The sequence below is a fragment of the Mycolicibacterium diernhoferi genome (genome assembly GCF_019456655.1).
Taxonomy (GTDB): domain Bacteria; phylum Actinomycetota; class Actinomycetes; order Mycobacteriales; family Mycobacteriaceae; genus Mycobacterium; species Mycobacterium diernhoferi.
This window is the reverse complement of the sequence record NZ_CP080332.1, coordinates 2,523,348-2,546,412: the sequence shown is the minus strand read 5'-3', so window position 1 is coordinate 2,546,412 and position 23,065 is coordinate 2,523,348. Positions and strand designations below refer to the sequence as shown.

General features: G+C 68.2%; 27 protein-coding genes. 6 read left to right on the top strand and 21 right to left on the bottom strand.

The genetic code is table 11. The annotated features are described in order from the left end of the window. The first annotated feature begins 107 nt into the window (after positions 1 to 107). Positions 108 to 230 carry a hypothetical protein gene (locus tag K0O62_RS28875; protein ID WP_264002193.1) on the top strand — a complete coding sequence of 41 codons (123 nt, stop codon included), beginning with the start codon at positions 108 to 110 and terminating at the stop codon, positions 228 to 230. A gap of 3 nt (positions 231 to 233) precedes the next feature. Here K0O62_RS28875 and K0O62_RS12015 read toward each other — a convergent pair whose 3' ends face one another. The 3 genes from K0O62_RS12015 to K0O62_RS12005 are packed head-to-tail and all read right to left on the bottom strand — an operon-like array spanning position 234 to position 2,729. Beyond that, positions 234 to 1,451: a winged helix-turn-helix domain-containing protein gene (locus K0O62_RS12015; RefSeq protein ID WP_073857422.1), complete on the bottom strand. Its 1,218-nt coding sequence runs from the start codon at positions 1,449 to 1,451 to the stop codon at positions 234 to 236. Between the two features lie 7 nt (positions 1,452 to 1,458). Next, complete coding sequence (locus K0O62_RS12010) at positions 1,459 to 1,926, bottom strand: dihydrofolate reductase (RefSeq protein ID WP_079244495.1); 468 nt, start codon at positions 1,924 to 1,926, stop codon at positions 1,459 to 1,461. A 2-nt stretch (positions 1,927 to 1,928) separates the two neighbouring features. Beyond that, entirely contained in the window at positions 1,929 to 2,729 is an 801-nt protein-coding gene (locus tag K0O62_RS12005; protein WP_073857420.1) for a thymidylate synthase, read from the bottom strand. Positions 2,730 to 2,771: 42 nt separating this feature from the next. Between K0O62_RS12005 and K0O62_RS12000 the strand changes: the two genes are divergently transcribed. Further along, positions 2,772 to 3,509 (top strand): dienelactone hydrolase family protein, encoded by a 738-nt coding sequence (locus K0O62_RS12000; protein ID WP_073857419.1) that lies wholly within the window; start codon positions 2,772 to 2,774, stop codon positions 3,507 to 3,509. A 1-nt stretch (position 3,510) separates the two neighbouring features. Here K0O62_RS12000 and K0O62_RS11995 read toward each other — a convergent pair whose 3' ends face one another. Genes K0O62_RS11995 through dapB form a run of 4 tightly spaced genes read right to left on the bottom strand, consistent with a single transcriptional unit; the run spans position 3,511 to position 5,625 of the window. Further along, complete coding sequence (locus tag K0O62_RS11995; protein WP_073857418.1) at positions 3,511 to 3,966, bottom strand: hypothetical protein; 456 nt, start codon at positions 3,964 to 3,966, stop codon at positions 3,511 to 3,513. Positions 3,967 to 3,974: 8 nt separating this feature from the next. Beyond that, the gene (locus K0O62_RS11990; protein WP_073857417.1) at positions 3,975 to 4,424 is read right to left on the bottom strand and encodes a flavodoxin family protein; all 450 of its coding nucleotides are present in this window, start codon (positions 4,422 to 4,424) and stop codon (positions 3,975 to 3,977) included. Continuing rightward, on the bottom strand, positions 4,421 to 4,891 hold the full coding sequence (locus K0O62_RS11985) for a hypothetical protein (RefSeq protein ID WP_073857416.1): 471 nt from the start codon (positions 4,889 to 4,891) through the stop codon (positions 4,421 to 4,423). Before K0O62_RS11985 ends, K0O62_RS11990 begins: the two co-directional genes overlap by 4 nt. Continuing rightward, positions 4,888 to 5,625, bottom strand: coding sequence for a 4-hydroxy-tetrahydrodipicolinate reductase (gene dapB / locus K0O62_RS11980; protein WP_073857415.1), 738 nt, complete (start codon positions 5,623 to 5,625; stop codon positions 4,888 to 4,890). Before dapB ends, K0O62_RS11985 begins: the two co-directional genes overlap by 4 nt. A 33-nt stretch (positions 5,626 to 5,658) precedes the next feature. Here dapB and K0O62_RS11975 point away from each other — a divergent pair, with 33 nt between their 5' ends. Continuing rightward, positions 5,659 to 6,417, top strand: coding sequence for an META domain-containing protein (locus tag K0O62_RS11975; RefSeq protein ID WP_073857414.1), 759 nt, complete (start codon positions 5,659 to 5,661; stop codon positions 6,415 to 6,417). On the opposite strand, the gene K0O62_RS11970 is transcribed toward K0O62_RS11975, so the two are convergent. Beyond that, positions 6,414 to 7,268 (bottom strand): hypothetical protein, encoded by an 855-nt coding sequence (locus tag K0O62_RS11970; protein WP_073857413.1) that lies wholly within the window; start codon positions 7,266 to 7,268, stop codon positions 6,414 to 6,416. The two genes, K0O62_RS11975 and K0O62_RS11970, sit on opposite strands and share 4 nt — an antisense overlap. After that, positions 7,265 to 7,780 carry an HTH-type transcriptional regulator AldR gene (gene aldR, locus K0O62_RS11965; protein ID WP_073857412.1) on the bottom strand — a complete coding sequence of 172 codons (516 nt, stop codon included), beginning with the start codon at positions 7,778 to 7,780 and terminating at the stop codon, positions 7,265 to 7,267. The genes K0O62_RS11970 and aldR overlap by 4 nt, the downstream gene beginning before the upstream one ends. A 92-nt stretch (positions 7,781 to 7,872) precedes the next feature. Here aldR and ald point away from each other — a divergent pair, with 92 nt between their 5' ends. Next, entirely contained in the window at positions 7,873 to 9,000 is a 1,128-nt protein-coding gene (gene ald, locus K0O62_RS11960) for an alanine dehydrogenase (RefSeq protein ID WP_073857411.1), read from the top strand. A 12-nt stretch (positions 9,001 to 9,012) separates the two neighbouring features. Here ald and K0O62_RS11955 read toward each other — a convergent pair whose 3' ends face one another. From K0O62_RS11955 to K0O62_RS11920, 8 genes are all read right to left on the bottom strand, one after another. Continuing rightward, the gene (locus K0O62_RS11955; protein ID WP_073857410.1) at positions 9,013 to 9,813 is read right to left on the bottom strand and encodes a VOC family protein; all 801 of its coding nucleotides are present in this window, start codon (positions 9,811 to 9,813) and stop codon (positions 9,013 to 9,015) included. A gap of 60 nt (positions 9,814 to 9,873) precedes the next feature. Next, on the bottom strand, positions 9,874 to 10,773 hold the full coding sequence (bla, locus tag K0O62_RS11950) for a class A beta-lactamase (RefSeq protein ID WP_073857409.1): 900 nt from the start codon (positions 10,771 to 10,773) through the stop codon (positions 9,874 to 9,876). A gap of 18 nt (positions 10,774 to 10,791) precedes the next feature. After that, positions 10,792 to 12,105, bottom strand: coding sequence for a M16 family metallopeptidase (locus K0O62_RS11945; RefSeq protein WP_207550994.1), 1,314 nt, complete (start codon positions 12,103 to 12,105; stop codon positions 10,792 to 10,794). 49 nt (positions 12,106 to 12,154) lie between these two features. Further along, on the bottom strand, positions 12,155 to 13,795 hold the full coding sequence (locus K0O62_RS11940; protein ID WP_073857407.1) for a glutamate synthase-related protein: 1,641 nt from the start codon (positions 13,793 to 13,795) through the stop codon (positions 12,155 to 12,157). Between the two features lie 153 nt (positions 13,796 to 13,948). Continuing rightward, a complete protein-coding gene (locus tag K0O62_RS11935; protein WP_073857406.1) occupies positions 13,949 to 16,192 on the bottom strand; it encodes a polyribonucleotide nucleotidyltransferase in 2,244 nt (747 codons plus the stop codon). A gap of 247 nt (positions 16,193 to 16,439) precedes the next feature. Then, the gene (gene lppU, locus K0O62_RS11930) at positions 16,440 to 16,931 is read right to left on the bottom strand and encodes an LppU family putative lipoprotein (RefSeq protein WP_276035535.1); all 492 of its coding nucleotides are present in this window, start codon (positions 16,929 to 16,931) and stop codon (positions 16,440 to 16,442) included. Then, on the bottom strand, positions 16,928 to 17,197 hold the full coding sequence (gene rpsO / locus K0O62_RS11925) for a 30S ribosomal protein S15 (protein WP_073857404.1): 270 nt from the start codon (positions 17,195 to 17,197) through the stop codon (positions 16,928 to 16,930). Before rpsO ends, lppU begins: the two co-directional genes overlap by 4 nt. A gap of 100 nt (positions 17,198 to 17,297) precedes the next feature. Beyond that, positions 17,298 to 18,269 carry a bifunctional riboflavin kinase/FAD synthetase gene (locus tag K0O62_RS11920; RefSeq protein WP_073857403.1) on the bottom strand — a complete coding sequence of 324 codons (972 nt, stop codon included), beginning with the start codon at positions 18,267 to 18,269 and terminating at the stop codon, positions 17,298 to 17,300. Positions 18,270 to 18,350: 81 nt separating this feature from the next. On the opposite strand from K0O62_RS11920, the gene mntR reads away from it, so the two are divergent. Further along, entirely contained in the window at positions 18,351 to 19,055 is a 705-nt protein-coding gene (mntR, locus tag K0O62_RS11915; protein ID WP_073857402.1) for a manganese-binding transcriptional regulator MntR, read from the top strand. Here the strand turns inward: mntR and K0O62_RS11910 are convergent. From K0O62_RS11910 to pptH, 4 genes are all read right to left on the bottom strand, one after another. After that, positions 19,052 to 19,678 (bottom strand): SRPBCC family protein, encoded by a 627-nt coding sequence (locus tag K0O62_RS11910; protein ID WP_073857401.1) that lies wholly within the window; start codon positions 19,676 to 19,678, stop codon positions 19,052 to 19,054. The genes mntR and K0O62_RS11910 overlap by 4 nt on opposite strands. A 153-nt stretch (positions 19,679 to 19,831) precedes the next feature. Continuing rightward, on the bottom strand, positions 19,832 to 20,728 hold the full coding sequence (gene truB, locus K0O62_RS11905; RefSeq protein WP_165637007.1) for a tRNA pseudouridine(55) synthase TruB: 897 nt from the start codon (positions 20,726 to 20,728) through the stop codon (positions 19,832 to 19,834). 5 nt (positions 20,729 to 20,733) lie between these two features. Continuing rightward, a complete protein-coding gene (gene pptT, locus K0O62_RS11900) occupies positions 20,734 to 21,399 on the bottom strand; it encodes a 4'-phosphopantetheinyl transferase PptT (RefSeq protein WP_073857399.1) in 666 nt (221 codons plus the stop codon). After that, a complete protein-coding gene (pptH, locus tag K0O62_RS11895) occupies positions 21,399 to 22,364 on the bottom strand; it encodes an ACP phosphodiesterase PptH (RefSeq protein ID WP_097934134.1) in 966 nt (321 codons plus the stop codon). The genes pptT and pptH overlap by 1 nt, the downstream gene beginning before the upstream one ends. A 123-nt stretch (positions 22,365 to 22,487) precedes the next feature. Here pptH and K0O62_RS11890 point away from each other — a divergent pair, with 123 nt between their 5' ends. After that, positions 22,488 to 23,060 (top strand): DUF3558 domain-containing protein, encoded by a 573-nt coding sequence (locus K0O62_RS11890; RefSeq protein ID WP_073857398.1) that lies wholly within the window; start codon positions 22,488 to 22,490, stop codon positions 23,058 to 23,060. Positions 23,061 to 23,065 lie beyond the last annotated feature (5 nt).

The following is a 23,065-nucleotide window of genomic DNA, read 5'->3' as shown; positions in this document are numbered from 1 at the left end:
GTGTGGGCGAGTTTGTCGGACCCGTGGTCTTTACTGACCAGTTCCCCGGAACCGGGCCGTGACAACACCTCGCCGCTGCTCGCCCACCCACATGAGAGGAAAGACCCATGCTCTGGGCAATCGGCGCGTTCGCCGTGGTCATCGCGGCCGGACTCGGCACCGTCGCGATCGTCGTCCGCCGCCTCGCGGCCGTCGAATCCGAGGCCGACACCGGCGAACCGGACAGCTGAGGATCAGCGCGTGACGAGCGCCGCCCGCAACGGGCGGATCAGGTCCCCGCGCTCGCCGACCGCGACATCGTCGAGTCCCAGCCAGCCGGCCATCGACCGCAACTCACCCGCCATCGCGGCGGCCACCCGCGAGCGGTCCCGGCCGTCCTCGGTGAAGGCACCGAGGACCTGCAGGGCGCCGGCGGCGCGATCGGCCTTGAGGTCGACCCGGCCCACGAGTTCCCCGTCGAGCAGGAACGGCCACACGTAGTAGCCGAACCGGCGCTTGTCCGCGGGGGTGTAGATCTCGATGCGGTAGTGGAAATCGAACAACCGCTCCATCCGCGGACGGAAGAAGATCAGCGGGTCGAACGGGCACAACAGCGCGGTACCGCGGTCGCGACGGGGCACCTTCTGTCCGGCCCGCAGATAGGCCGGCGCGTTCCAGCCGTCGACCTCGACCGCTTCCAGCTCGCCCGCGGCCACCAGCGCGGCCACCGCCGGCTTGCTCTGCTTGGGGTTGAGCCGGAAATAGTCACGAAGGTCCGGTTCGGTGGCCACCCCCAGCGCGCCGGCCGACCGCAGGATCAGCTCCCGGACCGCCTCTTCGTCGGAGACCTCACGGGCCAGCACGTCCGGCGGCAGCACGCGTTCGGTGAGGTCGTAGTGCCGCGCGAACCCGACGCGGGTCGCGGTGGTCAGCACCCCGGCCGACCACAGCGCCTCGGCCACCCACTTGGTGTCGGAGCGATCCCACCAGGGACCTTTCCGGCCGCGCGGTTCGGTCTCCAGGTGCGCCTCGATCTGCCCGGCGGTGCACGGACCCAGTTCGGCGACCGCCGCCACGATCTTCTCGGCGAGCGCGGCGTTCTTCTTGACGATCTCGGTGCCCCAGCGGCCGTGCCGGTATTCGGCCATCCGCCAGCGCAGCAGCGGCCAGTCCTGCACCGACATCAGCGCCGCCTCGTGCGCCCAGTACTCGACCAGCAGCCGGGGCGAGCGGGCGCTGTGCGCCCAGGCCGCCCGGTCCAGCACGTCGCGCTCATACGGGCCGAGCCGGCTGAACACCGGCGCGTAGTGGGCCCGCACCGCGACCGACACCGAATCCAGCTGCAGCACCTGGATTCTGGAGATCAACCGCTTCAGGTGGGCGCGGGTGGGGGCGCCCGCCGGCTTCGGCTCGTGAAATCCTTGTGCGGCGACGGCGACCCGACGGGCCTGCGCAGCGGTCAGAGTGGGCACGCCGCGCTCAGGTCCTCACATAACTGTTGAAGCGGTACCGCAGGCCCGAACTGCTGGTCAGCCACTCCCCCTCGGTGCCGGCCCAGGATTCGTCGAGCAGCGGCGCGACCGCATCGTGGTCGTCGCGGCGCAGATCGATGTCGATCTCGGTGACCTCGCACCGGTCGGCCAGCGGCAGCGCCAGCGCGTAGAGCTGGGCACCCCCGATCACCCAGCCGTCGAAGTCGTCGGGCAGCGCGGTGATGACCTCGGCGCCCTCGGCCACATAGCCCGGGTCGCGGCTGAGGACCACATTGCGGCGCCCCGGCAGCGGGCGGAACTTCGCCGGCAGCGATTCCCAGGTGAGCCGCCCCATCAGCACGGTGTGCCCCATGGTCAGCTCCTTGAAGCGGGCCATGTCCTCGGGCACCCGCCACGGGATGGCGTTGTCGCGCCCGATCACACCGGACAGCGATTGGGCCCAGACCAGTTCGATACTCACACCGCCACCGGGGCCTTGATGCCCGGATGCGGGTCGTAGTTGCGCACGCTGATGTCCTCGTAGGTGTAATCGAAGATCGAATCACGCTGTGCCAAAACGAGTTCCGGATAGGGCCGCGGCTCCCGGGACAACTGCAAGGCCACCTGCTCGACGTGGTTGTCGTAGATGTGGCAGTCCCCGCCGGTCCAGATGAACTCCCCGACGCCCAGGCCGGCCTGCGCGGCCATCATGTGGGTCAGCAGCGCGTAGCTGGCGATGTTGAACGGCACCCCGAGGAACAGGTCCGCGCTGCGCTGGTACAGCTGGCAGGACAGCTTGCCGTCGGCGACGTAGAACTGGAAGAACGCGTGGCACGGCGGCAGGGCCATCTGCGGGATCTCGCCGACGTTCCAGGCCGAGACGATGTTGCGGCGCGAGTCCGGGTCGCTCTTCAGTAGTTCCAGCGCATTGCTGATCTGGTCGATGTGCTCACCCGACGGAGTCGGCCAGGACCGCCACTGCACGCCGTAGACCGGTCCCAGATCTCCTGTGTCCGAGGCCCATTCGTCCCAGATGGTGACGCCGTGCTCTTGCAGCCAGCGCACGTTCGAGTCGCCGCGCAGGAACCACAGCAACTCGTAGATCACCGATTTGGTGTGCACCTTCTTGGTGGTGATCAGCGGGAACCCGGCCGTCAGGTCGTAGCGCAGCTGATGACCGAACACGCTGCGGGTGCCGGTGCCGGTCCGGTCTGACTTCGGCGTTCCCTGCTCCATCACCAGGCGCAGCAGATCCTCGTACGGGGTCGCGATGGGCACGTCGCCAGCTTACGGCCCCCGGTGTCGGGTAGAACGGAAGCCATGCCGATCACCACCGACACCATCACCACCGCCGACGGCACCTGCCGGGTCAGCGTTGCGATACCCGATGGAGACGGGCCCTGGCCCGCGGTGGTGATGTACCCCGACGCCGGCGGCGCCCGGGACACCTTCGACCAGATGGCCACCCGGCTGGCCGGGCACGGTTACGTCGTGCTGGTTCCCGACGTGTACTACCGCAGCCCGGGTTGGGCCCCGTTCGACATGGCCAATGTGTTCGGTGACGCCGAGGAGCGCGCCCGGCTGTTCGGGATGATCGGCACCGTCACCCCGGAGATCATGGCCGTCGACGGCGCAGCCTTCTTCGATTACCTGCAATCGCGCCCGGACGTCAGTGGCACCCGGTTCGGCACCACCGGCTACTGCATGGGTGGGCGCACCTCGCTGATCGTCGCCGGACGCGTACCCGACCGGGTGGCGGCGGCGATGTCCTTCCACGGCGGCGGTCTGGTCACCGACGATCCGGGCAGCCCGCACCTGCTGGCCGACAAGATCCAGGCCGCGGTGTACGTGGCCGGGGCCGAGGCGGATGCCTCGTTCACCGCGGAGAACGCGCAGACGCTGGACAAGGCGCTCACCGCCGCCGGTGTCGAGCACACCGTCGAGATCTATCCCGCCGGGCACGGTTTCGCCGTCCCGGACAACGCGCCCTACGACGAGGCCGCCGCCGAGCGGCACTGGGAGGCGATGGCGCGGGTGTTCGGCGACAGGCTGGGCTGAGCTACCTCCGGCGCCGGCCGTGCCGGAAGGTGGCCAGGGCGCGGAAGATGCCGCGCGCCGCGTAGATGCCGACCATCACCGACAGCGCGATCAGCACGATGAACACGACCGTCCAGTTGGTGCGGTCGTGGCTGACGTTCCACCACACGATGGTGAACAGCACCGCGCAGACGAACACCACGACATCGCGCCAGTTACCGCTGTAGGAGGCCGCGAGTTGGCGGATCTCGCGGTTCTTCTCGACGGCGGCGACGATGTCGTCGATGCGCATGTCGATGGATCGCTGCAGCGCGGCCCGGCGTTCCACCTGTTCTGGCGGCAGGGCGGCCAGCAGTTCCATGTCCGCTTTGATGGATCCGCGGACGTCGGGCCCCTTGAAGTTGCCCGCCGCGAGGCCCAGCAGGGCCCCACCTGCGACCGGGGCTCCCGCGAGCGCGAATTCGGCGAAACCGGGCATTTCCTACCTCATTCCATCAACTGTGCAGCTACCGACGCGCCGAGATTCCAGCACGCTTCGAGATCGTGCTTGCCAGGTCTACCCGATACCACCACGGTTTCAGCGGCTTTCACCCATCCGAGTCCGGTGGTGATGCCCTCGACCGCCCGCTCGGCGCCCTCGGTGCCCTCGTTGCCGTGCAGGTAGAGGCCGAACGGTCTGCCCCGCGTGGAGTCGAGGATCTGGTAATAGGCCCCGTCGAAGGCGTGCTTGAGCGCCCCGGAGATGTAGCCCAGGTTGGCCGGGCTGCCGAGCAGGTAGCCGTCGGCGTCCAGCATGTCGGCTGCCGAACAGGTCAGCGCGGGCCGGCGCACCACCTCCACGCCCTCGATCTCGGGATCGCTCGCCCCGGCCAGCACCGCCTCGAACATCTCCTGGCAGTGCGGGGACGGCGTGTGGTGGATCAGCAGCAGCCTCATGTGCGTCCCGCGCGCTCCATGTGGACGGCGGTGCGCATGGTCTCGCGGGCCCGGCTGCGGTCACCGGCGTAGTCGTAGGCCCGGGCCAGCCGGTACCAGCGCACCCAGTTGTCCCGGTCGGCCTCCAGCTCGTCTCTGGTCCGCTCGAACAGCGCGTCGGCCGCGTCGCGTTCGATCCGGCCGGACGCCCGCCGCGGCAGGTCGCTGACGTCGAGGTCCATCCCCGCCTCGCGGGCCAGCCGAACCAGCCGTTGATGGGCCAGCCCGGCCCGCAGGGTCGCCAACATCGCCCACAGCCCGATGATCGGCAGCGCCAGCAGTGCCACCCCCAGGCCGATCGCGGCGGGTTCACCGGACTCGATGAAGGCCACCGCCCGCTGGCCCAGCATCACGAAGTACGCCAACAGCGCGACGCACATGAAACCGATCAGCAGCTGGATACGCAGTGTGCGCCCGCCCTCGTTCATGACAGGTCGAGCAGAGGCTCAATCCCGATGGTCAGACCGGGCCGCTGGGCCACCTTGCGCACGCCGAGCAGCACCCCCGGGACGAACGAGGTGCGGTCCAGGCTGTCGTGCCGGATGGTCAGTGTCTCGCCCTGCGTGCCGAACAGCACCTCCTGGTGCGCGACGAGCCCGGCCAACCGGATCGAATGCACCGGGATCCCGTCGACGTCGGCGCCGCGGGCACCCTCGAGTCCGGTGCTGGTGGCGTCGGGGTTGGGCGGCAAGCCTTTTCGCGCCTCGGCGATCAGTTTGGCGGTGCGGGTGGCGGTACCCGACGGTGCATCGGCCTTGTGCGGGTGATGCAGTTCGATCACCTCGACGGACTCGAAGTGCCGGGCCGCCTGTTTGGCGAAGTGCATGCTCAGCACCGCCCCGATCGCGAAGTTGGGGGCGATCAGCACCGCCACCTCCGGCTTGGCGGCCAGCCACTGCCGCACCTGGGCGATGCGCTCATCGGTGAACCCGGTGGTCCCGACCACCGCATGAATGCCGTTGTCGATCAGGAACTTCAGATTGTCCATCACCACATCGGGATGGGTGAAGTCGATGACGACCTCGGTAGCGCCGTCGGTCAGCAGCGTCAGCGGATCACCCGCGTCGACCTGCGCCGACAGTTCGAGGTCGGCGGCGTTCTGCACGGCGTCGACCATCGTCGCGCCGACCTTGCCCCGGGCACCCAGTACTGCAACTCGCATGGCTGGCAGCCTACTGCGGCGTACCTTGGGTGCGTGCGCCTGCTCCTACTCGCCCTGACCGGGCTGATGACGATCGGCTGCGTCGGGACCGCCTCGGCCGAGAACCCCACCCCGGACGGCCGGGAGTTCGTCTCGGTCGACGTCACCGGGGAGCCGATCCCCGGCGGCGGGCCGATGACGCTGGGGTTCGCCGACGGGCAGATCTCGGCGTTCGCCGGGTGCAACCGCGGGTCCGGCGCCGTGGACCTGGCCGATGGGCGGCTGCGTGCGGGTGAACTCGCCATGACGATGATGGCCTGCCCGCCACCGCGGGGTGAGGCGGACGGATGGCTGTCCCGGTTCCTGGCGGCCGGGCCGGCCTGGACGCTGGCCGGTGACGACCTCACCTTGAGCACCGACACCACCACGGTCACGCTGCGCGACAAGTTGGTCGTCGACCCGGACCGGCCGCTGGTCGGCACCACCTGGCGGGTGGACACGTTGGTCTCCGAGCAGTCCGCGATGACGTCGGTGGCGCTGGAGCAGGCCCGCCCGACGCTGACCATCACCGCCGAACAGACCGTCACCGGATGGACCGGATGCAATACCTTCTACGGCCGCGCCGAGGTCGACGAGCAGACCGTGACGTTCGCACCGGTGAACACCAGCGGCCCGGCGTGCCCGGGTGAGGTCGGCGATATCGAGCGCGCGATCGTGCGGGTGCTCGATGGTCCCGTCGAGACCTCCATCGACGCCGACCGGCTGACCCTGACCGGAGCCGGCGGCAACGGGCTGGTGCTGAGCGCCGTTTAGCCGGCGTCGAGGTCGGCCAGCGCGTCCTCGGCCTCCGAAAGATCGGCGGCCGCCTTGGCCGCGGCCTCGTCGGCCTTCGCCGCGGCACGCTCCGCAGCGTGGAGTTCTGCTGTCGCGGTGTTCATTTCCTCTTCGGCGGCGCTGAGGGTGTCCAGGATCTTCTGGTAGCGCCGCAGCGCCGTCGACGCCCGGGTGCGCAGTTCTTCGGCCTCGGCGGCGGCGCTCTCGGCGGCCTTGCGCGCTGCCGCGTCCGCCTTGGCGGCGGCATCGCGGCGGGCACGGGCGGCACGTAGCTCTTTCGCCGGGACCGTCGGCTGGGCCGGCGCCTTCGGCCTGGCCGGTGCCGCGGTCCGGGCCGCGCGCGCCGGCGCCGTGGCGGTGACCGCCCCGAACTCGCCGAACCCGGAGAACTGCTCGGCCTTCTCCAACCTGCCGAGCCGGCCGGCCACCTCGGGGTCGGCGATCGCGGCCTGCAAGGTGCCGGTGACATCCTCGCGCAGCGCGGCGGACGGGTTGGACAGCTCGGCCGCCTCGAACGCGGCCCGCACCAGTTCGGCGATCAGCGTGCGCTGGGTGCGGGTCAGCTCGCGGATCCGCGGCCCGTCCATCGCGGCGTGCGCCGCGCGGAGCTCCGCGGTGAGCCCGCCCAGCCGCGCGCGCACGCTGTCGTCGGTGCGTACCAGGCGGTTGAGCACCCAGGCGGCCGTCGTCGGGCGGCGCGACGCGGCGATGGTGCGCGCCGCGTCCTCGTCACCGCGCTTCTTGGCCGCGGCCACCAATTCCTTGCGCAGCGCGGTGAACTCCTCCGGCGCGACGCCGTACAGGGTGACCAGATCGTCCTCGACGCTCACAACGGGGACGCCCCGCGCAGATGCTCGAAGATCAGCGAGGTCTGGGTGCCGGCCACATCGGCGTCGGCATTGAGGTTCTCCACCACGAAGGCCCGCAGGTCCTCGGTGTCCCGGGCCGCGACGTGCAGGATGAAGTCGTCCCCACCGGCCAGGAAGTACACATCCATCACCTGTGGCCGCCGGCGGATCTGCTGGATGAAGTCGCGGATCCGGCCACGCGCGTTGGAGTTCAGGCTCACCGAGATCATCGCCTGCAGCGTCAGGCCGACCGCCGCCGGATCGATATCGGTGTAGAAACCGCGGATCACCCCGAGTTCCTGTAACCGCCGTAGTCGCCCGTGACAGGTCGACGGCGCGATGCCGACCGCCTCGGCCAGCGCGCTGTTGGAGATGCGGGCATCCGCGTGCAGCGCGAGCAGCATCCGCCGGTCGATGTCGTCGAGATCCGAGGGCCGAACATCCTTCGGGGCAACCGTCCCACGAGGCTTTGATGTCGAGGATTGTTCACCCATAGTCACACCCTAACGAAGTTTTGACATAAACATTGTCAGCTTGCCGAAGGTTCTTCACACTTGAGGAACTCACACGACAACAAGGAGCGATCATGCTCGTCGGCATCCCGACCGAGATCAAGAACAACGAATTCCGTGTCGCCATCACCCCGGCCGGCGTTGCCGAACTCACCCGCCGCGGACACGACGTCATCATCCAGGCCGGCGCCGGTGACGGATCGGCCATCTCGGACAACGACTTCAAGGCCGCCGGCGCGGAGATGGTCGCGACCGCCGAACAGGTGTGGACCGAGGCCGAGCTGCTGCTCAAGGTGAAGGAACCGATCGAATCCGAGTACGCACGGATGCGCGCGGGCCAGACCCTGTTCACCTATCTGCATCTGGCCGCCTCCAAGCCGTGCACGGATGCGCTGCTGGCCTCCGGCACCACCTCGATCGCGTATGAGACCGTGCAGACCACTGGACCGGACGGGTCGGTGGCGCTTCCCCTCCTCGCCCCGATGAGCGAGGTCGCCGGCCGGTTGTCCGCGCAGGTCGGCTCCTACCACCTGATGAAGGCCCATGGCGGCCGCGGTGTGCTGATGGGCGGCGTCCCGGGCGTGGCACCGGCCGAGGTCGTCGTCATCGGCGGTGGTGTGGCCGGTTACAACGCCGCCCGGGTCGCCAAGGGCATGGGTGCCCGTGTCACGGTGTTCGACGTCAACATCAACACGTTGCGCAGGATCGACGGCGAGTTCGGCGGCGGCATCGAGACCCGGTACTCGTCCATCCTGGACCTCGAAGAGGCGGCCAAGTCGGCCGACCTGGTGATCGGGGCGGTGCTGGTGCCCGGAGCCAAGGCCCCCAAGCTGATCAGCAACGCCCTTGTCGCGCACATGAAGCCGGGCGCTGTCCTGGTGGACATCGCCATCGACCAGGGTGGCTGCTTCGAGGACTCCCGGCCGACCACCCACGACGACCCGACCTACGCCGTACACGACACGGTCTTCTACTGTGTCGCGAACATGCCGGGTGCGGTGCCGCGCACCTCCACCTTCGCGTTGACCAACGCCACCATGCCCTACGTGCTCAAGCTCGCCGACCATGGTTGGCAGCAGGCGTGCCGGATGGACGGCGCTCTCGCGAAGGGCCTGTCCACCCATCAGGGTGCGCTGCTGTCCGAGCAGGTGGCCGCCGACCTGGACCTGCCGTTCACCGATCCAGCGGGCCTGCTGGCCTGACCGGCCGGCCGGTCACATGCCGGCCGGCGGGTGGCCCAGGCAGATGAGCGCGCCGAGCGGATCCTTGATGGCCGCCAGCGTGCCGTACGGGGTGTCCTCACCGGGCATCAGGATCTGGGCACCCAACGACCGGGCCGCCTCGACGGTCGTCGCGACGTCGTCGACCATGATGTACACCTGCCAGAACGAGGGCACCTCGGCCGGGAACAGCGTCGCGGAATCCATGATTCCCGAGTACGCGGACTCCCCGATGAACACCTGCGCATACCGGTCGGGGCCGACGGCCTCCGGATCGCCCCCGGTACCGATCTCCGCCAACCGGGCTCCGACGACCTCCGGGTAGAACGCCAGCGATTTCTCGTAGTCCTTGCTCTGGCACTCGAACCAGTACGGCGCGCCGTGCTCACCCCATGCGGTGAAACCCGCGTGGGTGCCGGGCTGCCAGAATCCGATGACGGCTCCCGCGGTGTCGGTGGCCACCATCATCGAGCCCAGATCCCCGACCGGCATCGGCGGCACCATCACCGAACCGCCGGCCGCCTCGACGGCGGCGACGGTCGCGGCGGAATCCTCGGTGTGCAGGTAGACCGACCAGATGTTGGACGGCTCGTCGGCCTCGCCCATGTGCGGCATCAGCCCGGCCACTCGCTTCCCGTTGCGGGTGAAGTTCCGGTAGCCGCCGAACCCCGGTTGGGCCGGCCGCTCCAGCTCCCAACCGAAGATCGCGCGATAGAACTCGGCGGCCTCGGCGGGATCGCTGCTCATCAGGTCGAACCAGATCGGCGCCCCCACCGGGGCGGCATACTCGGTCATCGGCATCCTCTCGCAGAAACAACGGGTCTCAGGGGTGCAGACATCGCCGAGACCCGAATCTCATCGCGGGCCGACCAGGTGCGGCAGCGCCAGTGCGGCGAGCTCCCCGATCAGCGGACGCAGCCCCTCGGCCTCCGGATCGGCCGACTGTGTTCTGGTCATGATGGTCAGCAGCAGCCGGGTGCCGTCGGGCCCGTAGGCAACCCCGGAATCGTTGGTGGTGCCGTAGTCACCGCTGCCGGTCTTGTCCGCGGTGGTCCAACCCGGCGGCAGACCGGCTCGCATGCTCGAGGTCTGATTCGCCCGCATCCAGCCGTCCAGCAGTTCCCGCTGGGCAGCCGGTAAAGCCTCACCCGCCAACAGGTTGCGGTATCCGGTTGCCAACGCCCGGGGTGTGCTGGTGTCGCGCGGGTCCCCCGGGATCGCCGAGTTCAGCTCGATCTCCCAGCGGTCCAGTCGGGTCCGGTCGTCACCGATGCTTCGGGCGAATGCGGTGATGGCCGACGGCCCGCCGAGTGTCTCCAGCAGCAGGTTGGCCGCCAGGTTGTCGCTGCGTTGCAACGCAGCCTGGGACAACTCGGCCAACGTCATCTCGTGACCGGCGTTCTCCCCGGTCACCGGCGAATTGGGTAGCAACGCCGCGGGGTCCACGAAAAGCCGCTGTTCCAGCGACAATTCGCCCGCAGCGACCCGCTGCAGCACCGCGGCAGCGGCATAGGTCTTGAAGGTTGAGCACAACGCGAAGGCCTCGTCGGCCCGGCTCGCCACGGTGGCGCCGGATTCCAGATTCACCGCGTACAGACCGATGAAGGCGTTGTACCGCGCTTCGAGTTCGCGGACCTGCTCCTCGAAGGTCAGAGCCGGAGACGCCAGCGCGGACTCGTCCGCACAGCTGATCACCCCCCCCGCTGTCACCAGTGTCAGGCCGCCGAACAGAACTCTTCGTCGAGACAGGAACATGACCCCGACTGTACCGACTCAGCCGGCGAGCGCCCGAAGCCTCTGCGGCAATGACCTTTTCGACTTGTGCGGGCCCAGCACCGCAGCGCCCATCGGTTTTGCCAGCAGACGTTTGGCCACGCTGTTGACCTCCTCCAGCGTCACCGCGTCGATCTGCTTCAGGGTTTGCGCGATGGTCTTGTGCGCCCCGTAGTTGAGTTCGCTGCGTCCGATCCGGTGCATCCGCGACCCGGAATCCTCCAGGCCGAGCACCAGCCCGCCGCGCAGCGACCCCTTGGCGATCCGGCATTCGGATTCGGTGATGCCGTCGCGCGCCACATCGGCCAGCACGTCGGTCGCCACCCGGACCACTTCGTCGAATCGCTCCGGCAGGCACGCCGCGTACACCGAGAACGCGCCGGAATCGGAGAAGGTGTCCACACTGGAGTACACCGAGTAGGCCAGACCGCGGGTTTCCCGGATCTGTTGGAACAGCCGCGAACTCAATCCGCCGCCGAGTGCGGAGTTGAGCACCGACAGCGCCCAGCGGTGTTCCCAGTAGCGGCCCGGCGTGCGGACCCCGGCCAGCAGGTGGCTCTGTTCGGAGTCCCGGTTGATGAATTCCAGGCCCGGCTTGCCCACCACACGCCCGGTGCCCTTGCGGTGCGGCACCGCGGTGCGCCCCCGCACCAGATGCGGGCCGAAGTACTCCCGGGCCAGCGCCACGACCTGCTTGTGGTCGACATTGCCGGCCACCGCGAGGATCATCCGCTCCGGGGTGTAGCGCCGGACGTGGAACGAGTGCAATTGGGCACGGGTCATCGCCGAGATCGACTCCACGGAGCCGATGACCGGTCGCCCGACCGGATGCGATCCGAACATCGCGGACAGGAAGACATCCCCGAGAGTGTCCTCGGGGTCGTCGTCGCGCATCGCGATCTCCTCGAGCACCACATCGCGCTCGATTTCGACGTCGTCCTGCGCGCAGCGCCCGTTCAACACCACATCGGCCACCAGATCCACGGCCAGTTCCAGGTCGGAATCCAGCACGTGGGCGTAGTAGCAGGTGTGTTCGCGAGCGGTGAAGGCGTTGAGCTCACCACCGACGGCGTCGACGGCCTGCGCGATCTCGACCGCACTGCGGGTCGGCGTCGACTTGAACAACAGATGCTCAAGGAAATGCGCGGCACCGGCGACCGAGGTTCCCTCGTCGCGCGATCCCACGCCCACCCAGACACCGACCGAGGCCGAATGCACAGAGGGCAGGTACTCGGTGACCACCCGAAGCCCTCCGGGCAGGTTCGTTCGGCGCACTGCCGTCGGCATGGGTACTCCTTCTCTGCGGCGACCCATGTTGCCGTATCCCCGGATGCCGGCAGCACGCGGCCCACCCGGACCGGCCCTACAGGGGCACCACGCCGGCGTACGGAACGCCGCTGAGGTAGGCCATGTCACGTTCGAAGGTCACCAGGTCCTTCAGGTCGAAGTCGGCCAACCTCCGGTGCCCGCAGGCACGGGCGAGGACGGCCATCAGATCGACCGTCGACTCCAGGAATCGGGCCAGCCGCTGCGCGGCCTGCTGCACGGGCAACCGATCGCGCAGGTGTTGCTGCTGGGTCGCGATACCGACCGGACAGTTGTTGGTGCCGCAGGCCCGCATACCGACGCAACCGATGGCCTGCAGCGCCGAGTTCGCCAGCGCGATGGCGTCGGCGCCGAGCGCCATCGCCTTGGCCATGTCCGCGGCCGTCCGGATGCCGCCGGTGGCGATCAGCGTCACTTCTCCCGATTTGCCGCAGCGGTCCAGGTGCCGACGTGCCCGGGCCACCGCCGGAATGGTCGGGACCGAGATGTTCTCCCTGAAGATCAGCGGCGCCGCACCGGTACCTCCTCCGCGACCGTCGATGATGATGTAGTCGACTCCGATGGTGAGCGCAGCATCGATGTCCTCCTCGATGCGTTGTGCGCTCATCTTGTATCCGATCGGGATTCCGCCCGAGCGCTCCCGAACCTGAGCCGCGAAATCGACATACTGATCGACTGAGGTCCAGTCCGGGAACCTGGCGGGTGAGATCGCATCGGTGCCGGGCGCCAACCCGCGCACCTCGGCGATCTTGCCCACCACCTTCTTCCCCGAAAGATGGCCGCCGGTACCGGTTTTGGCGGCCTGGCCGCCCTTGAAGTGGAACGCCTGCACAACGTCCAGACGGTCGAAGCTCCACCCGAATCGACCGGAGGCCAGCTCGTAGAAGTACTTCGAGTTGGCCTGCTGTTCCTCGGGCAGCATTCCGCCCTCGCCGGAACAGATCCCGGTACCGGCAAGCTCGGCCCCCGCCGCCAGGGCGACCTTGGCCTCCTGGGACAGCGCACCGAAACTCATGTCCGTGACCATCAGCGGGATGTCGAGGGTCAGCGGTCTGGCGGCGGTCGGTCCGACCACGACCCTGGTGTCGACCGGTTCGTCGTCGAGCAGCGGCGGTCGCGCCAACTGTGCTGTCACGAACTGGATGCTGTTCCACGAGGGCAACTCTGCCCGCGGCACACCCATCGCCCCGGTCTTACCGTGCATCCCCAGCCTGGTCAGCCCGTGCCCGGCCAGTTCACGGATGTCGGCGACGAACGGTTCCTCCGGTGTCGCACCCACATCCGAGAACTGCGCCTGGTAGTCCCCCGCCGGCACGGCCCGCGGGTGCCGGGCCGCGTACTCCGAGACGGCGGTCCGGTCGACATGGACCCGCCCGTCGCGGATCTCCGTGGGAAAGGTGGCCAGAGCCACGGAGTTGTTCACGGGCGCGATGCCGGTCGCAACGTCGTAGCGCCAGCCGTGCACACCACATACCAGCGTGTTGCCCTCGACGTGGCCATCGGCGAGCGGCACACCGCGGTGGGCACATCGTCCGTAGAGCGCCGAGACACTGCCGTCGGGGCGTCGGATGAGAACCAGGTCGACCCCGGCGATCGTCAGCGGATAGGGGACGTCGAGTTCGAGATCCTGGAGATGGACGGTGTTCTCGTCTTCGTCGACAACGCTGACAGACGGCAAGGGGCTACTCCTGGTTGCTGTGCACCGAGCGAACCCGCCCGGCGGGGCTCCACAGCACACACCCTACGGAAAGACGCCGCCGACGATCCGGTTCGCCGGCAAATACGAAAAATGCCCGGCACCTGACGGTGCCGGGCATTTTTCTGGAGATGACTACGCTTCGGCGCCTGCCGGTGCGGCATCGGCCGCCGGTGCCTCGACGGCCTCTTCTTCGACGAGGACCAGTGAGATCTTGCCGCGGTTGTCGATATCGGCGATCTCGACGCGCAGCTTATCGCCCACCTTTGCCACATCCTCGACCTTGTTGACCCGCTTGCCGCGGCCCAACTTCGAGATGTGCACCAGGCCGTCACGGCCGGGCAGCAGCGACACGAATGCGCCGAAATCGGTGGTCTTGACCACGGTTCCGAGGAACCGCTCGCCGACCTTGGGCAGCTGCGGATTGGCGATCGCATTGATCTTGTCGATCGCGGCCTGGGCGGCCTCGCCATTGCTGGCGCCGACGAACACGGTGCCGTCGTCCTCGATGGAGATCGACGCGCCGGTCTCCTCGGTGATCGAGTTGATCATCTTGCCCTTGGGCCCGATCACCTCGCCGATCTTGTCGACCGGCACCTTGATGGTGGTGATCCGCGGTGCGTACGGGCTCATCTCATCCGGCTCGTCGATGGCCTCGGCCATCACCTCGAGGATGGTGATCCGGGCGTCCTTGGCCTGGGCCAGAGCACCGGCCAGCACCTTGGACGGGATGCCGTCGAGCTTGGTGTCCAACTGCAGGGCGGTGACGAAATCCTTGGTGCCCGCGCACTTGAAGTCCATGTCGCCGAACGCATCCTCGGCACCGAGGATGTCGGTGAGGGTGACGTAACGGGTTTCGCCGTCCACCTCATCGGACACCAGGCCCATGGCGATACCGGCGACCGGCGCCTTCAGCGGCACACCGGCGTTCAGCAGCGACAGGGTGGAGGCACACACCGAGCCCATCGAGGTGGAACCGTTGGAGCTCAGCGCTTCCGACACCTGGCGGATCGCGTACGGGAACTCCTCGACGCTGGGCAGCACCGGCACCAGCGCGCGCTCGGCGAGTGCGCCGTGGCCGATCTCGCGGCGCTTGGGCGAACCGACCCGGCCGGTCTCACCGGTGGAGAACGGCGGGAAGTTGTAGTGGTGCATGTAGCGCTTGGAGGTCTCGGGCCCGAGCGAGTCGATCTGCTGGGCCATCTTGACCATGTCGAGAGTGGTGACACCCATGATCTGGGTCTCGCCGCGCTCGAACAGCGCGCTGCCGTGCGCCCGCGGAATGATCGCGACCTCGGCGGACAACGCCCGGATATCGGTGACGCCACGGCCGTCGATGCGGAAGTGGTCGGTCAGGATGCGCTGACGCACAAGCTTTTTGGTCAGCGACCGGTACGCGGCGCCGATCTCCTTCTCGCGGCCCTCGAACTGGCCGGCCAGGCGCTCGAGCACCTCGCCCTTGATCTCGTCGGTGCGAGCGTCGCGCTCGGCCTTGCCGGCGATGGTCAGCGCCTGCGACAGCGCATCGGTGGCCACCGCGGCGACCTGGGCGTACACGTCGTCCTGGTACTCGGGGAACAGCGGGTACTCCACGGTCGCCTTACCGGCGGCGGCGTGCAGCTCCTCCTGCGCGGTGCACAGGGTGGCGATGAACGGCTTGGCCGCCTCCAGACCCTCGGCCACCACGGCCTCGGTCGGCGCACCCGCGCCGCCGGCGACCAGTTCGATGACCTTCTCGGTCGCCTCGGCCTCGACCATCATGATCGCGACGTCGGCGGAGTCGCCCTGGCCGACCTTGCGGCCGGCGACCACCATGTCGAACACGGCGTCTTCGAGCTGCTCGACGGTGGGGAACGCGACCCACTGGCCGTTGATCAGGGCGACGCGCACGCCACCGACCGGGCCGGAGAACGGCAGGCCGGAGATCTGGGTGGAAGCCGACGCGGCGTTGATCGCCAGCACGTCGTAGAGATCCTTGGGATCCAGGCTCAGCACGGTGACCACGACCTGGATCTCGTTGCGCAGGCCGGACACGAAGGTCGGGCGCAGCGGGCGGTCGATCAGGCGGCAGGTCAGGATCGCGTCGGTGGAGGGGCGGCCCTCACGACGGAAGAACGAGCCGGGGATGCGGCCCGCGGCGTACATCCGCTCCTCGACGTCGATGGTGAGCGGGAAGAAGTCGAAGTGATCCTTCGGGCTCTTGCTGGCGGTGGTCGCGCTCAGCAGCATGGTTTCGTCATCGAGGTAGGCGACGACGGCGCCGGCGGCCTGCTGAGCCAGCCGGCCGGTCTCGAAACGGATGGTGCGGGTGCCGAAGCTCCCGTTGTCGATGACGGCGGTGGATTCGAACACGCCCTCGTCGGTTTCAACTGCAGACATAGCAGCCTTTCTGGGTATTCAGCTGTTTTGCGTCGTCACGCGTCAGCGGTTCCCTGAATTCGGCTACGGCCGTCGATCGAAGCGGCCGGGGTCAAACCCCGGCAGCCACTACCGAAGACCGCCCGATCAGGCGGGTACTGCTGTGACGCGCGGGAACGGTGCGCGCGGTACTGCGCGAACCGCACCCTTTGTTTCGGCCATGTGGCCCAAAACATCTTCATGTTACACCGGAGCAGGTAGGCGACCCTCAATCGACGCCGTCGACGCACACGGTGAACCCGCGTTCGTCGTAGGGGTAGCCCATCCCACTGCGGCACTGGTCGGCATCGGTGATGCCTTGCAGAATCTGGGTCGCCCGCTGCCGATTCGGCTGCGCGTCGTCCCGGCAGTCGACGCGCACCGGATCCCGGCCGTTGTCGGGATCGACACTCATGCACTGCCCCAACACCCAGTCGACATCCATGCACACGGTGGTGCTGGTGTCGCTGAACGCGTTGTGCGTGGCGTAGTAGGAGTCCACGTCGGACGGGCATTCGCCACTGTCGGCGACCGTCGCGACGACCTTGAACGTCGAGTCAGGGCTGCCGCAGGCCGCCTTGACGGCGTCCGGCCGGTCCACCGTGCCGACCACCTTCAGGCAGTCTCCGACCTGAAAGGCGGCGGCAGCGGCCGACGAACAACCGGTGAGTCCCCCCGTGAGAACGATCGCGGCGAAAAACGCCGCGGATCGGTGGGTCAGCGACGCAGACCGAGGCGCTCGATCAGCGACCGGTAGCGCGCGACGTCGACCGCGGCGACGTACTTGAGCAACCGGCGCCGGCGACCGACCAGCAGCAGCAACCCCCGCCGCGAGTGGTGATCGTGCTTGTGCTGCTTGAGGTGTTCGGTCAGATCGACGATCCGCTTGGTCAGCAGAGCCACCTGAGCCTCCGGCGAACCGGTGTCGGTGTCATGCAGGCCGTACTGGCCGAGGATTTCTTTTTTCTGTTCGGCAGTGAGCGCCACGAAACAACTCCATCAAATAGGTCCGCGAAGGAAAACTTTCGGCACGGCCGCCGCGAACTGCAGCACGTGCTGGGTCGCCGGGAAGTGTAGCAGCGCTGCCCTACGAGGACAGAATCGTGCGGGCCTTCTCGGTATCGCGGTGCATCGCCACCACCAGATCGTCGACGGAGTCGAACTTCTCCTGGCCGCGGATCCGCGCCACGAAGTCCACGGCCACGTGCTGGCCGTACAGGTCGGCCTCGGCGTCCAGCACGAAGGCCTCCACGGTGCGGGTGCGCCCGGAGAACGTCGGGTTGGTGCCCACCGAGACGGCGGCCTGGTACCGCTCACCGGGAGTGACGGTGCCGACCACCGGACCCTGACCGAGCACGGTGAACCAGGCCGCGTAGACGCCGTCGGCCGGGATCGCCGAATGCATCGGCGGGGCGACGTTGGCGGTCGGGAACCCGAGGCCACGGCCCCGGCCGTCACCGCGCACCACCACCCCCTCGACGCGGTGCGGGCGGCCCAGCGCCTCGGCCGCGGTCACCACGTCGCCCGCGTCCACACAGGACCGGATGTAGGTGGACGAGAAGGTGACCGTCTCGTCCCGATGGTGCTCGGTCACCAGTGACATGCCTTCCACAGCGAACCCGAATTTCTCACCGGCCTTGCGCAGCAGATCCACGTTGCCGGCGGCCTTCTTCCCGAAGGTGAAGTTCTCCCCCACCACGACCTCCACCACGTGCAGGCTCTCGACCAGCAGTTCGTGGATGTAGCGCTCGGGGGTGAGTTTCATGAAGTCAGCGGTGAACGGCATCACCAGGAACACGTCGATACCGGTTTCCTCGACGAGTTCGGCGCGCCGCGTCAGCGTCGTCAGCTGCGCCGGGTGATTACCCGGGAACACCACTTCCATGGGATGTGGGTCGAACGTCATCAGCACGGTGGGCACCCCGCGCGATCGACCCGATTTCACCGCATGACTGATCAACTCGGCGTGCCCACGGTGTACACCGTCGAACACGCCGATCGTCAAGACACATCGTCCCCAGTCTGTGGGGATGTCCTCCCGGCCCCGCCACCGTTGCACACCGGCAAGAGTACGGCGCGGACTCGCGGCCGTCTGCCTTGGATACCCGGATCAGGCAATGATTGCCTAAACTCGGTAGTCGTGGATTCCAACAGCAACCCGCAGGACTTGACGACGGTTGCACAGGACTACCTGAAGGTGATCTGGACGGCCCAGGAATGGTCGCCGGACAAGGTCAGCACCAAACTCCTGGCCGAACGCATCGGGGTTTCGGCGAGCACCGCCTCGGAATCCATCCGCAAGCTGGCCGATCAGGGCTTGGTGGACCACGCCAAGTACGGCGCGGTGACCCTCACCGAGGCCGGCCGTCAGGCCGCGTTGGCGATGGTGCGTCGGCACCGCCTGATGGAGACGTTCCTGGTGCGCGAGCTCGGCTACGGCTGGGACGAGGTGCACGACGAGGCCGAGATCCTCGAGCACGCGGTGTCGGATCGGATGCTCGACCGGATCGACGCGAAACTCGGCTTCCCGACCCGTGATCCGCACGGCGACCCGATACCGGCGCCCGACGGCCGGGTGCCGACACCGCCGGCCCGGCAGCTGTCGGTCTGCACCGACGGGGAGGACGGCACGGTGGCCCGCATCTCCGATGCCGACCCCGAGATGCTGCGCTATTTCGACAGCGTCGGGATCGCCTTGGATTCGCACCTGCGGGTGGTCGCGCGTCGCGATTTCGCCGGCATGATCTCGGTCGCCGTCCAGGGACCTGCCGACGCCGGCGATGACGGTTCGGTCACCACGGTCGACTTGGGAAGCCCTGCCGCCGAAGCGATCTGGGTGGTCTAGCGCACCATCTTCAGGTGCGCGTGCGCGTCGCCACTCCAGCGGGGTGTGCGCTCGGGCGTCGCCGGGGCCGAATGCACCAGCCGCAGCGCCGGACGGGCGGACTCCTCGGGTGCCCGCGCGGCGAGTTCCTCCAGCAGCGCGATGCTGCGGTCGAGCTGTTCGGCGCCGTCCTGTTCGATCGCCCCGATGATGACGTCGTTGAGGCGGTCGCCGGCGACCTCACAGGTAACCGTCAGCCGGGATCCCTGTTCGGCCGGGCCGATCCAGAAGGTGAGCCGGGTGCGCATGCCGGACTCGCCCGCCCCGATGAGCACCAGAGTGCCGGGGCCGATCGCGGCCTCGACGGTCCATTCGACGGTGTTGGTGACGCCGAGCATCACCGTCTCGGCGGTCATCCGCGCGCCCGGGACGAACTGCGCCCGCGGTTCGACCGCCCAGCGCCGGTGCACCGTCAGCCAGTCGCTCCAGGTGCGCGGATCGGCCAGAACCGACCACAGCGCGGCCGGGGCCAGGGCCAGATTGGCGTGCCGGGTCACGTGCCCGACGGCCGCGGCCCGGCTACTGGCCCATGCGGGCTGGTAGTTGAACAGCGGGTGGTCGCAGACCGGTGCATGTTCGCTCATGCTTGTTACAACGAACCCGGGTGGGCGAAAAGTTCGCCGAAAGCCTGGGATTTGGCTAATAAAAACGCCACGTATCTGACGTTTACCTGATAAAGGGGGCTGATTCGCGCATCCGGCGGGCATATGGGACATGCGTCCGGTTTTGCGTGAACCTCACGACAATGTCGCGGGCCGGATGACGACCACCGATTTGGTCCGCGACGGACCGTCCTGCAGCAGGGCGATCACCCGGCCGTCCGGGCCGACGGCGGCGTAGATACCCTCGATGCCCGCGGGCTCCAGCGCCCGCCCGTGGCTGGTGTCCACCGCCTCGGCCGCGGTGAGGTCCCGGCGTCCGAATCCGAGCAGGCAGGCCTCGTCCAGGCTGTAGGACAGCCGGGCCGCATCGGCGAGATCGTCGAGGGTGCGCGCCTCGGCCAGCCCGTACCGTCCGACCGCGGTGCGCCGCAGGGCGGTGAGATGCCCGCCCACCCCGAGGGCGGCGCCGACGTCGCGGGCCAGCGCCCGGATGTAGGTGCCGGACGAACAGTCGACCTCGACATCGACATCGGTGAACCCGCCGGACCTGCGTGTCGCGAGCACCTCGAACCGTGCGATGTGCACCGGCCGGGCCGCCAGCTCCACCGCCCGGCCCTCCCGGGCCAGCTTGTAGGACCGCTCGCCGGCCACCTTGATCGCGCTGACCGCCGAGGGCACCTGGTCGATGTCCCCACGCAGCCCGGCGACCGCCTGTTCGATCTGATCGTCGGTCACATGTTCGGCCGGGACGGTCTGCAGCTCTTCACCTTCGGCGTCTTCGGTGGTGGTCGTCCGGCCGAGCCGGATGGTGGCCGCGTACGACTTGTCGGTACCGGTGATGAGCCCGAGGATCTTGGTGGCACGTTCGATACCGATCACCAGCACTCCGGTGGCCATCGGATCCAGGGTGCCGGCGTGGCCGACCTTGCGGGTCCCGAACAGCCGCCGGCACTTTCCGACCACGTCATGACTGGTCATCCCGGCCGGTTTGTCCACGATGACCAGACCGGGCTCGACCGCTGCCTTGTGCACGGCGCTCACAGCGTGATCGCCGTCAGGGCGATGCCGCCGGCCACCGACCAGCGACCGTCCAGCGCGGTCAGCGGCGGCCCGTGTTCGGCGGCGGGGTCGATCAGGATGCGCGACCGGAAGGTGCCCGCGCTACCGGAATCGTCGAGGGTGAAGGTGATGTGCGCGTCCTCGAAACCGAGCCAGCGGTGCGTCAACGGGAACCATGCCTTATACGTTGCTTCTTTGGCGCAGAACAGGATCCGATCCCAGTGCAGGTCGGCCGGCAGCTGGGACAACTCGGCGAGCTGGGCGCGTTCGACCGGCAGGCTGATCGCATCCAGCACACCCTTGGGCAGTACATCGTGCGGTTCGGCGTCGATCCCCAGCGACCGGATCTCGCGTTGCCGCCCGATGGCGGCGCCGCGGAACCCTTCACAGTGGGTGAGGCTGCCGACCACCCCCTCGGGCCAGCAGGGTTCGCCCTTGTCGCCCTTGAGGATCGGCACCGGCTCCACCCCGATCTCGCCGAGCGCGATCCGGGCGCAATGACGGACGGTGACGAACTCGTTGCGACGTTTGGCCACCGACCTCGCCACCAGCGGCTCCTCTTCCGGGAGCGGCGCCAACCCCGGCGGGTCCTCGTAGAGCTCGGCGGTGACCACGAGATCGGGGACCACGGATGGGAGTAGCACTACGGTGCCCCTCGCCGGGAGTTGATGCGGTCCTGCATCTTCTGCGCGTTCTCCCGCATCTCCTCGGTGATCTCGAAATGACCACCGAAATCGTTGAGATAGCCCGGCGCGTACTTCGGGTCGGGCAGGATCTGGCGCAGCCAGCGATACGGCTTACGGCGCCGCCATTCGCGCGGATAGCCGACCGACACCTCCTCGAACCGCACCCCGTCGTACCAGGTGGTGCGCGGAATGTGCAGGTGGCCGTACACCGAGCAGACGGCGTTGTAGCGGGTGTGCCAGTCCGCGGTTGCCGTCGTCCCGCACCAGAGCGCGAACTCCGGGTAGAACATCGCGTCGCAGGGTTCGCGCACCAGCGGGAAGTGGTTGACCAGCACCGTCGGCGTCATCCAGTCCAGGTCTTCGAGCCGCTTTCGGGTCTGGGCCACCCGGTCCCGGCACCAGGCGTCACGGGTGGCGTACGGCTCGGCCGACAGCAGGTACTCGTCGGTGCCGACGATGTTGCGTTCCTTGGCCAGGGCCAGCCCCTCGGCCTTGGTGGCGGTGCCGGCCGGCAGGAACGAATAGTCGTAGAGCAGGAACATCGGCACGATGGTGGCCGGGCCGCCCTCCTCGTTCCAGACCGGGAAGGGGTGCTCGGGCGTGACGACGCCCATCTGATCGCACATGTCGACCAGGTAGTCGTAGCGCGAGCGCCCGAAGATCTGCATCGGGTCCTTGTTGGTCGTCCACAGCTCGTGGTTGCCCGGCACCCAGATCACCTTGGCGAAGCGTTTACGCAGCAAATCCAGCGCCCAGCGGATCTCGTCGGTGCGCTCCCCGACATCCCCGGCGACGATCAACCAGTCGTCGGGGCTCGACGGGTACAGCGATTCGGTGACCGGCTTGTTGCCGGTATGACCGGTGTGCAGGTCGCTGATCGCCCACAGCACCGGACGTCGTTGATCTCGTGGCGGCAGGGACACAACAGATCAGCCTACTGGCGCGGCCGGGACGAGTTGATCCGAGCAACTAGAACCTGTTCCTGTTTGGTGCTTGTACACTCCCGGCAAGGCTCTAAGAGCTCGTCGACATGTGATGGGGGTGTGATGGCTGCCAAACTGCGGCTGCTGTCAGCGCTGTGTGCGCTCGTCGCCGCGGTGATCGTGGTGTGGCAGAGCAATCCGACCGGGGCTCCGACCCAGGTCCGGGCCAGCGACCTGCCGATGACCAATGTGTCGACGACGATCAAATGGCCGGTCATCGCGACCACCGATCCGCGCCCGTTCGTGCCGTGCGAGGAAATCCCGCTCGACGTCGTGCAGCGCATCGGGCTGGCGTTCACACCGCCGACGCCGGAAGACGGGCTGCGCTGCAAGTACGACGCCGGCAACTACCAGATGGCGGTGGAGGCGTTCGTGTGGCGCACCTACGAGGCCAGCCTGCCCGCCGACGCGGTCGAACTCGACATCGCCGGGCACCGTGCCGCCCAGTTCTGGATCATGAAGCCCACCGACTGGAACGACCGGTGGTGGGTCACCTGCATGATCGCCTTCAAGACCGATTACGGCGTGCTGCAGCAGTCGCTGTTCTACTCCCCGATCCACTCCCCGGACCGCCCCGACTGCCTGCAGACCAACCTGCAGCGCGCGCACGAACTGGTGCCGTACTACAAGTTCTAGGGTGG

Coding starts and splice junctions, on each gene's coding strand:
- K0O62_RS11910 (WP_073857401.1), bottom strand. CDS start 19,678: ATGAGCGAACATGCACCGGTCTGCGACCACCCGCTGTTCAACTACCAG.
- K0O62_RS11945 (WP_207550994.1), bottom strand. CDS start 12,105: ATGGGTCGCCGCAGAGAAGGAGTACCCATGCCGACGGCAGTGCGCCGA.
- K0O62_RS11995 (WP_073857418.1), bottom strand. CDS start 3,966: ATGCCCGGTTTCGCCGAATTCGCGCTCGCGGGAGCCCCGGTCGCAGGT.
- K0O62_RS11990 (WP_073857417.1), bottom strand. CDS start 4,424: ATGAGGCTGCTGCTGATCCACCACACGCCGTCCCCGCACTGCCAGGAG.
- K0O62_RS11935 (WP_073857406.1), bottom strand. CDS start 16,192: ATGTCTGCAGTTGAAACCGACGAGGGCGTGTTCGAATCCACCGCCGTC.
- K0O62_RS11955 (WP_073857410.1), bottom strand. CDS start 9,813: ATGACCGAGTATGCCGCCCCGGTGGGGGCGCCGATCTGGTTCGACCTG.
- K0O62_RS28875 (WP_264002193.1), top strand. CDS start 108: ATGCTCTGGGCAATCGGCGCGTTCGCCGTGGTCATCGCGGCCGGACTC.
- ald (WP_073857411.1), top strand. CDS start 7,873: ATGCTCGTCGGCATCCCGACCGAGATCAAGAACAACGAATTCCGTGTC.
- aldR (WP_073857412.1), bottom strand. CDS start 7,780: ATGGGTGAACAATCCTCGACATCAAAGCCTCGTGGGACGGTTGCCCCG.
- K0O62_RS12000 (WP_073857419.1), top strand. CDS start 2,772: ATGCCGATCACCACCGACACCATCACCACCGCCGACGGCACCTGCCGG.
- bla (WP_073857409.1), bottom strand. CDS start 10,773: ATGTTCCTGTCTCGACGAAGAGTTCTGTTCGGCGGCCTGACACTGGTG.
- K0O62_RS11985 (WP_073857416.1), bottom strand. CDS start 4,891: ATGAACGAGGGCGGGCGCACACTGCGTATCCAGCTGCTGATCGGTTTC.
- dapB (WP_073857415.1), bottom strand. CDS start 5,625: ATGCGAGTTGCAGTACTGGGTGCCCGGGGCAAGGTCGGCGCGACGATG.
- K0O62_RS11890 (WP_073857398.1), top strand. CDS start 22,488: ATGGCTGCCAAACTGCGGCTGCTGTCAGCGCTGTGTGCGCTCGTCGCC.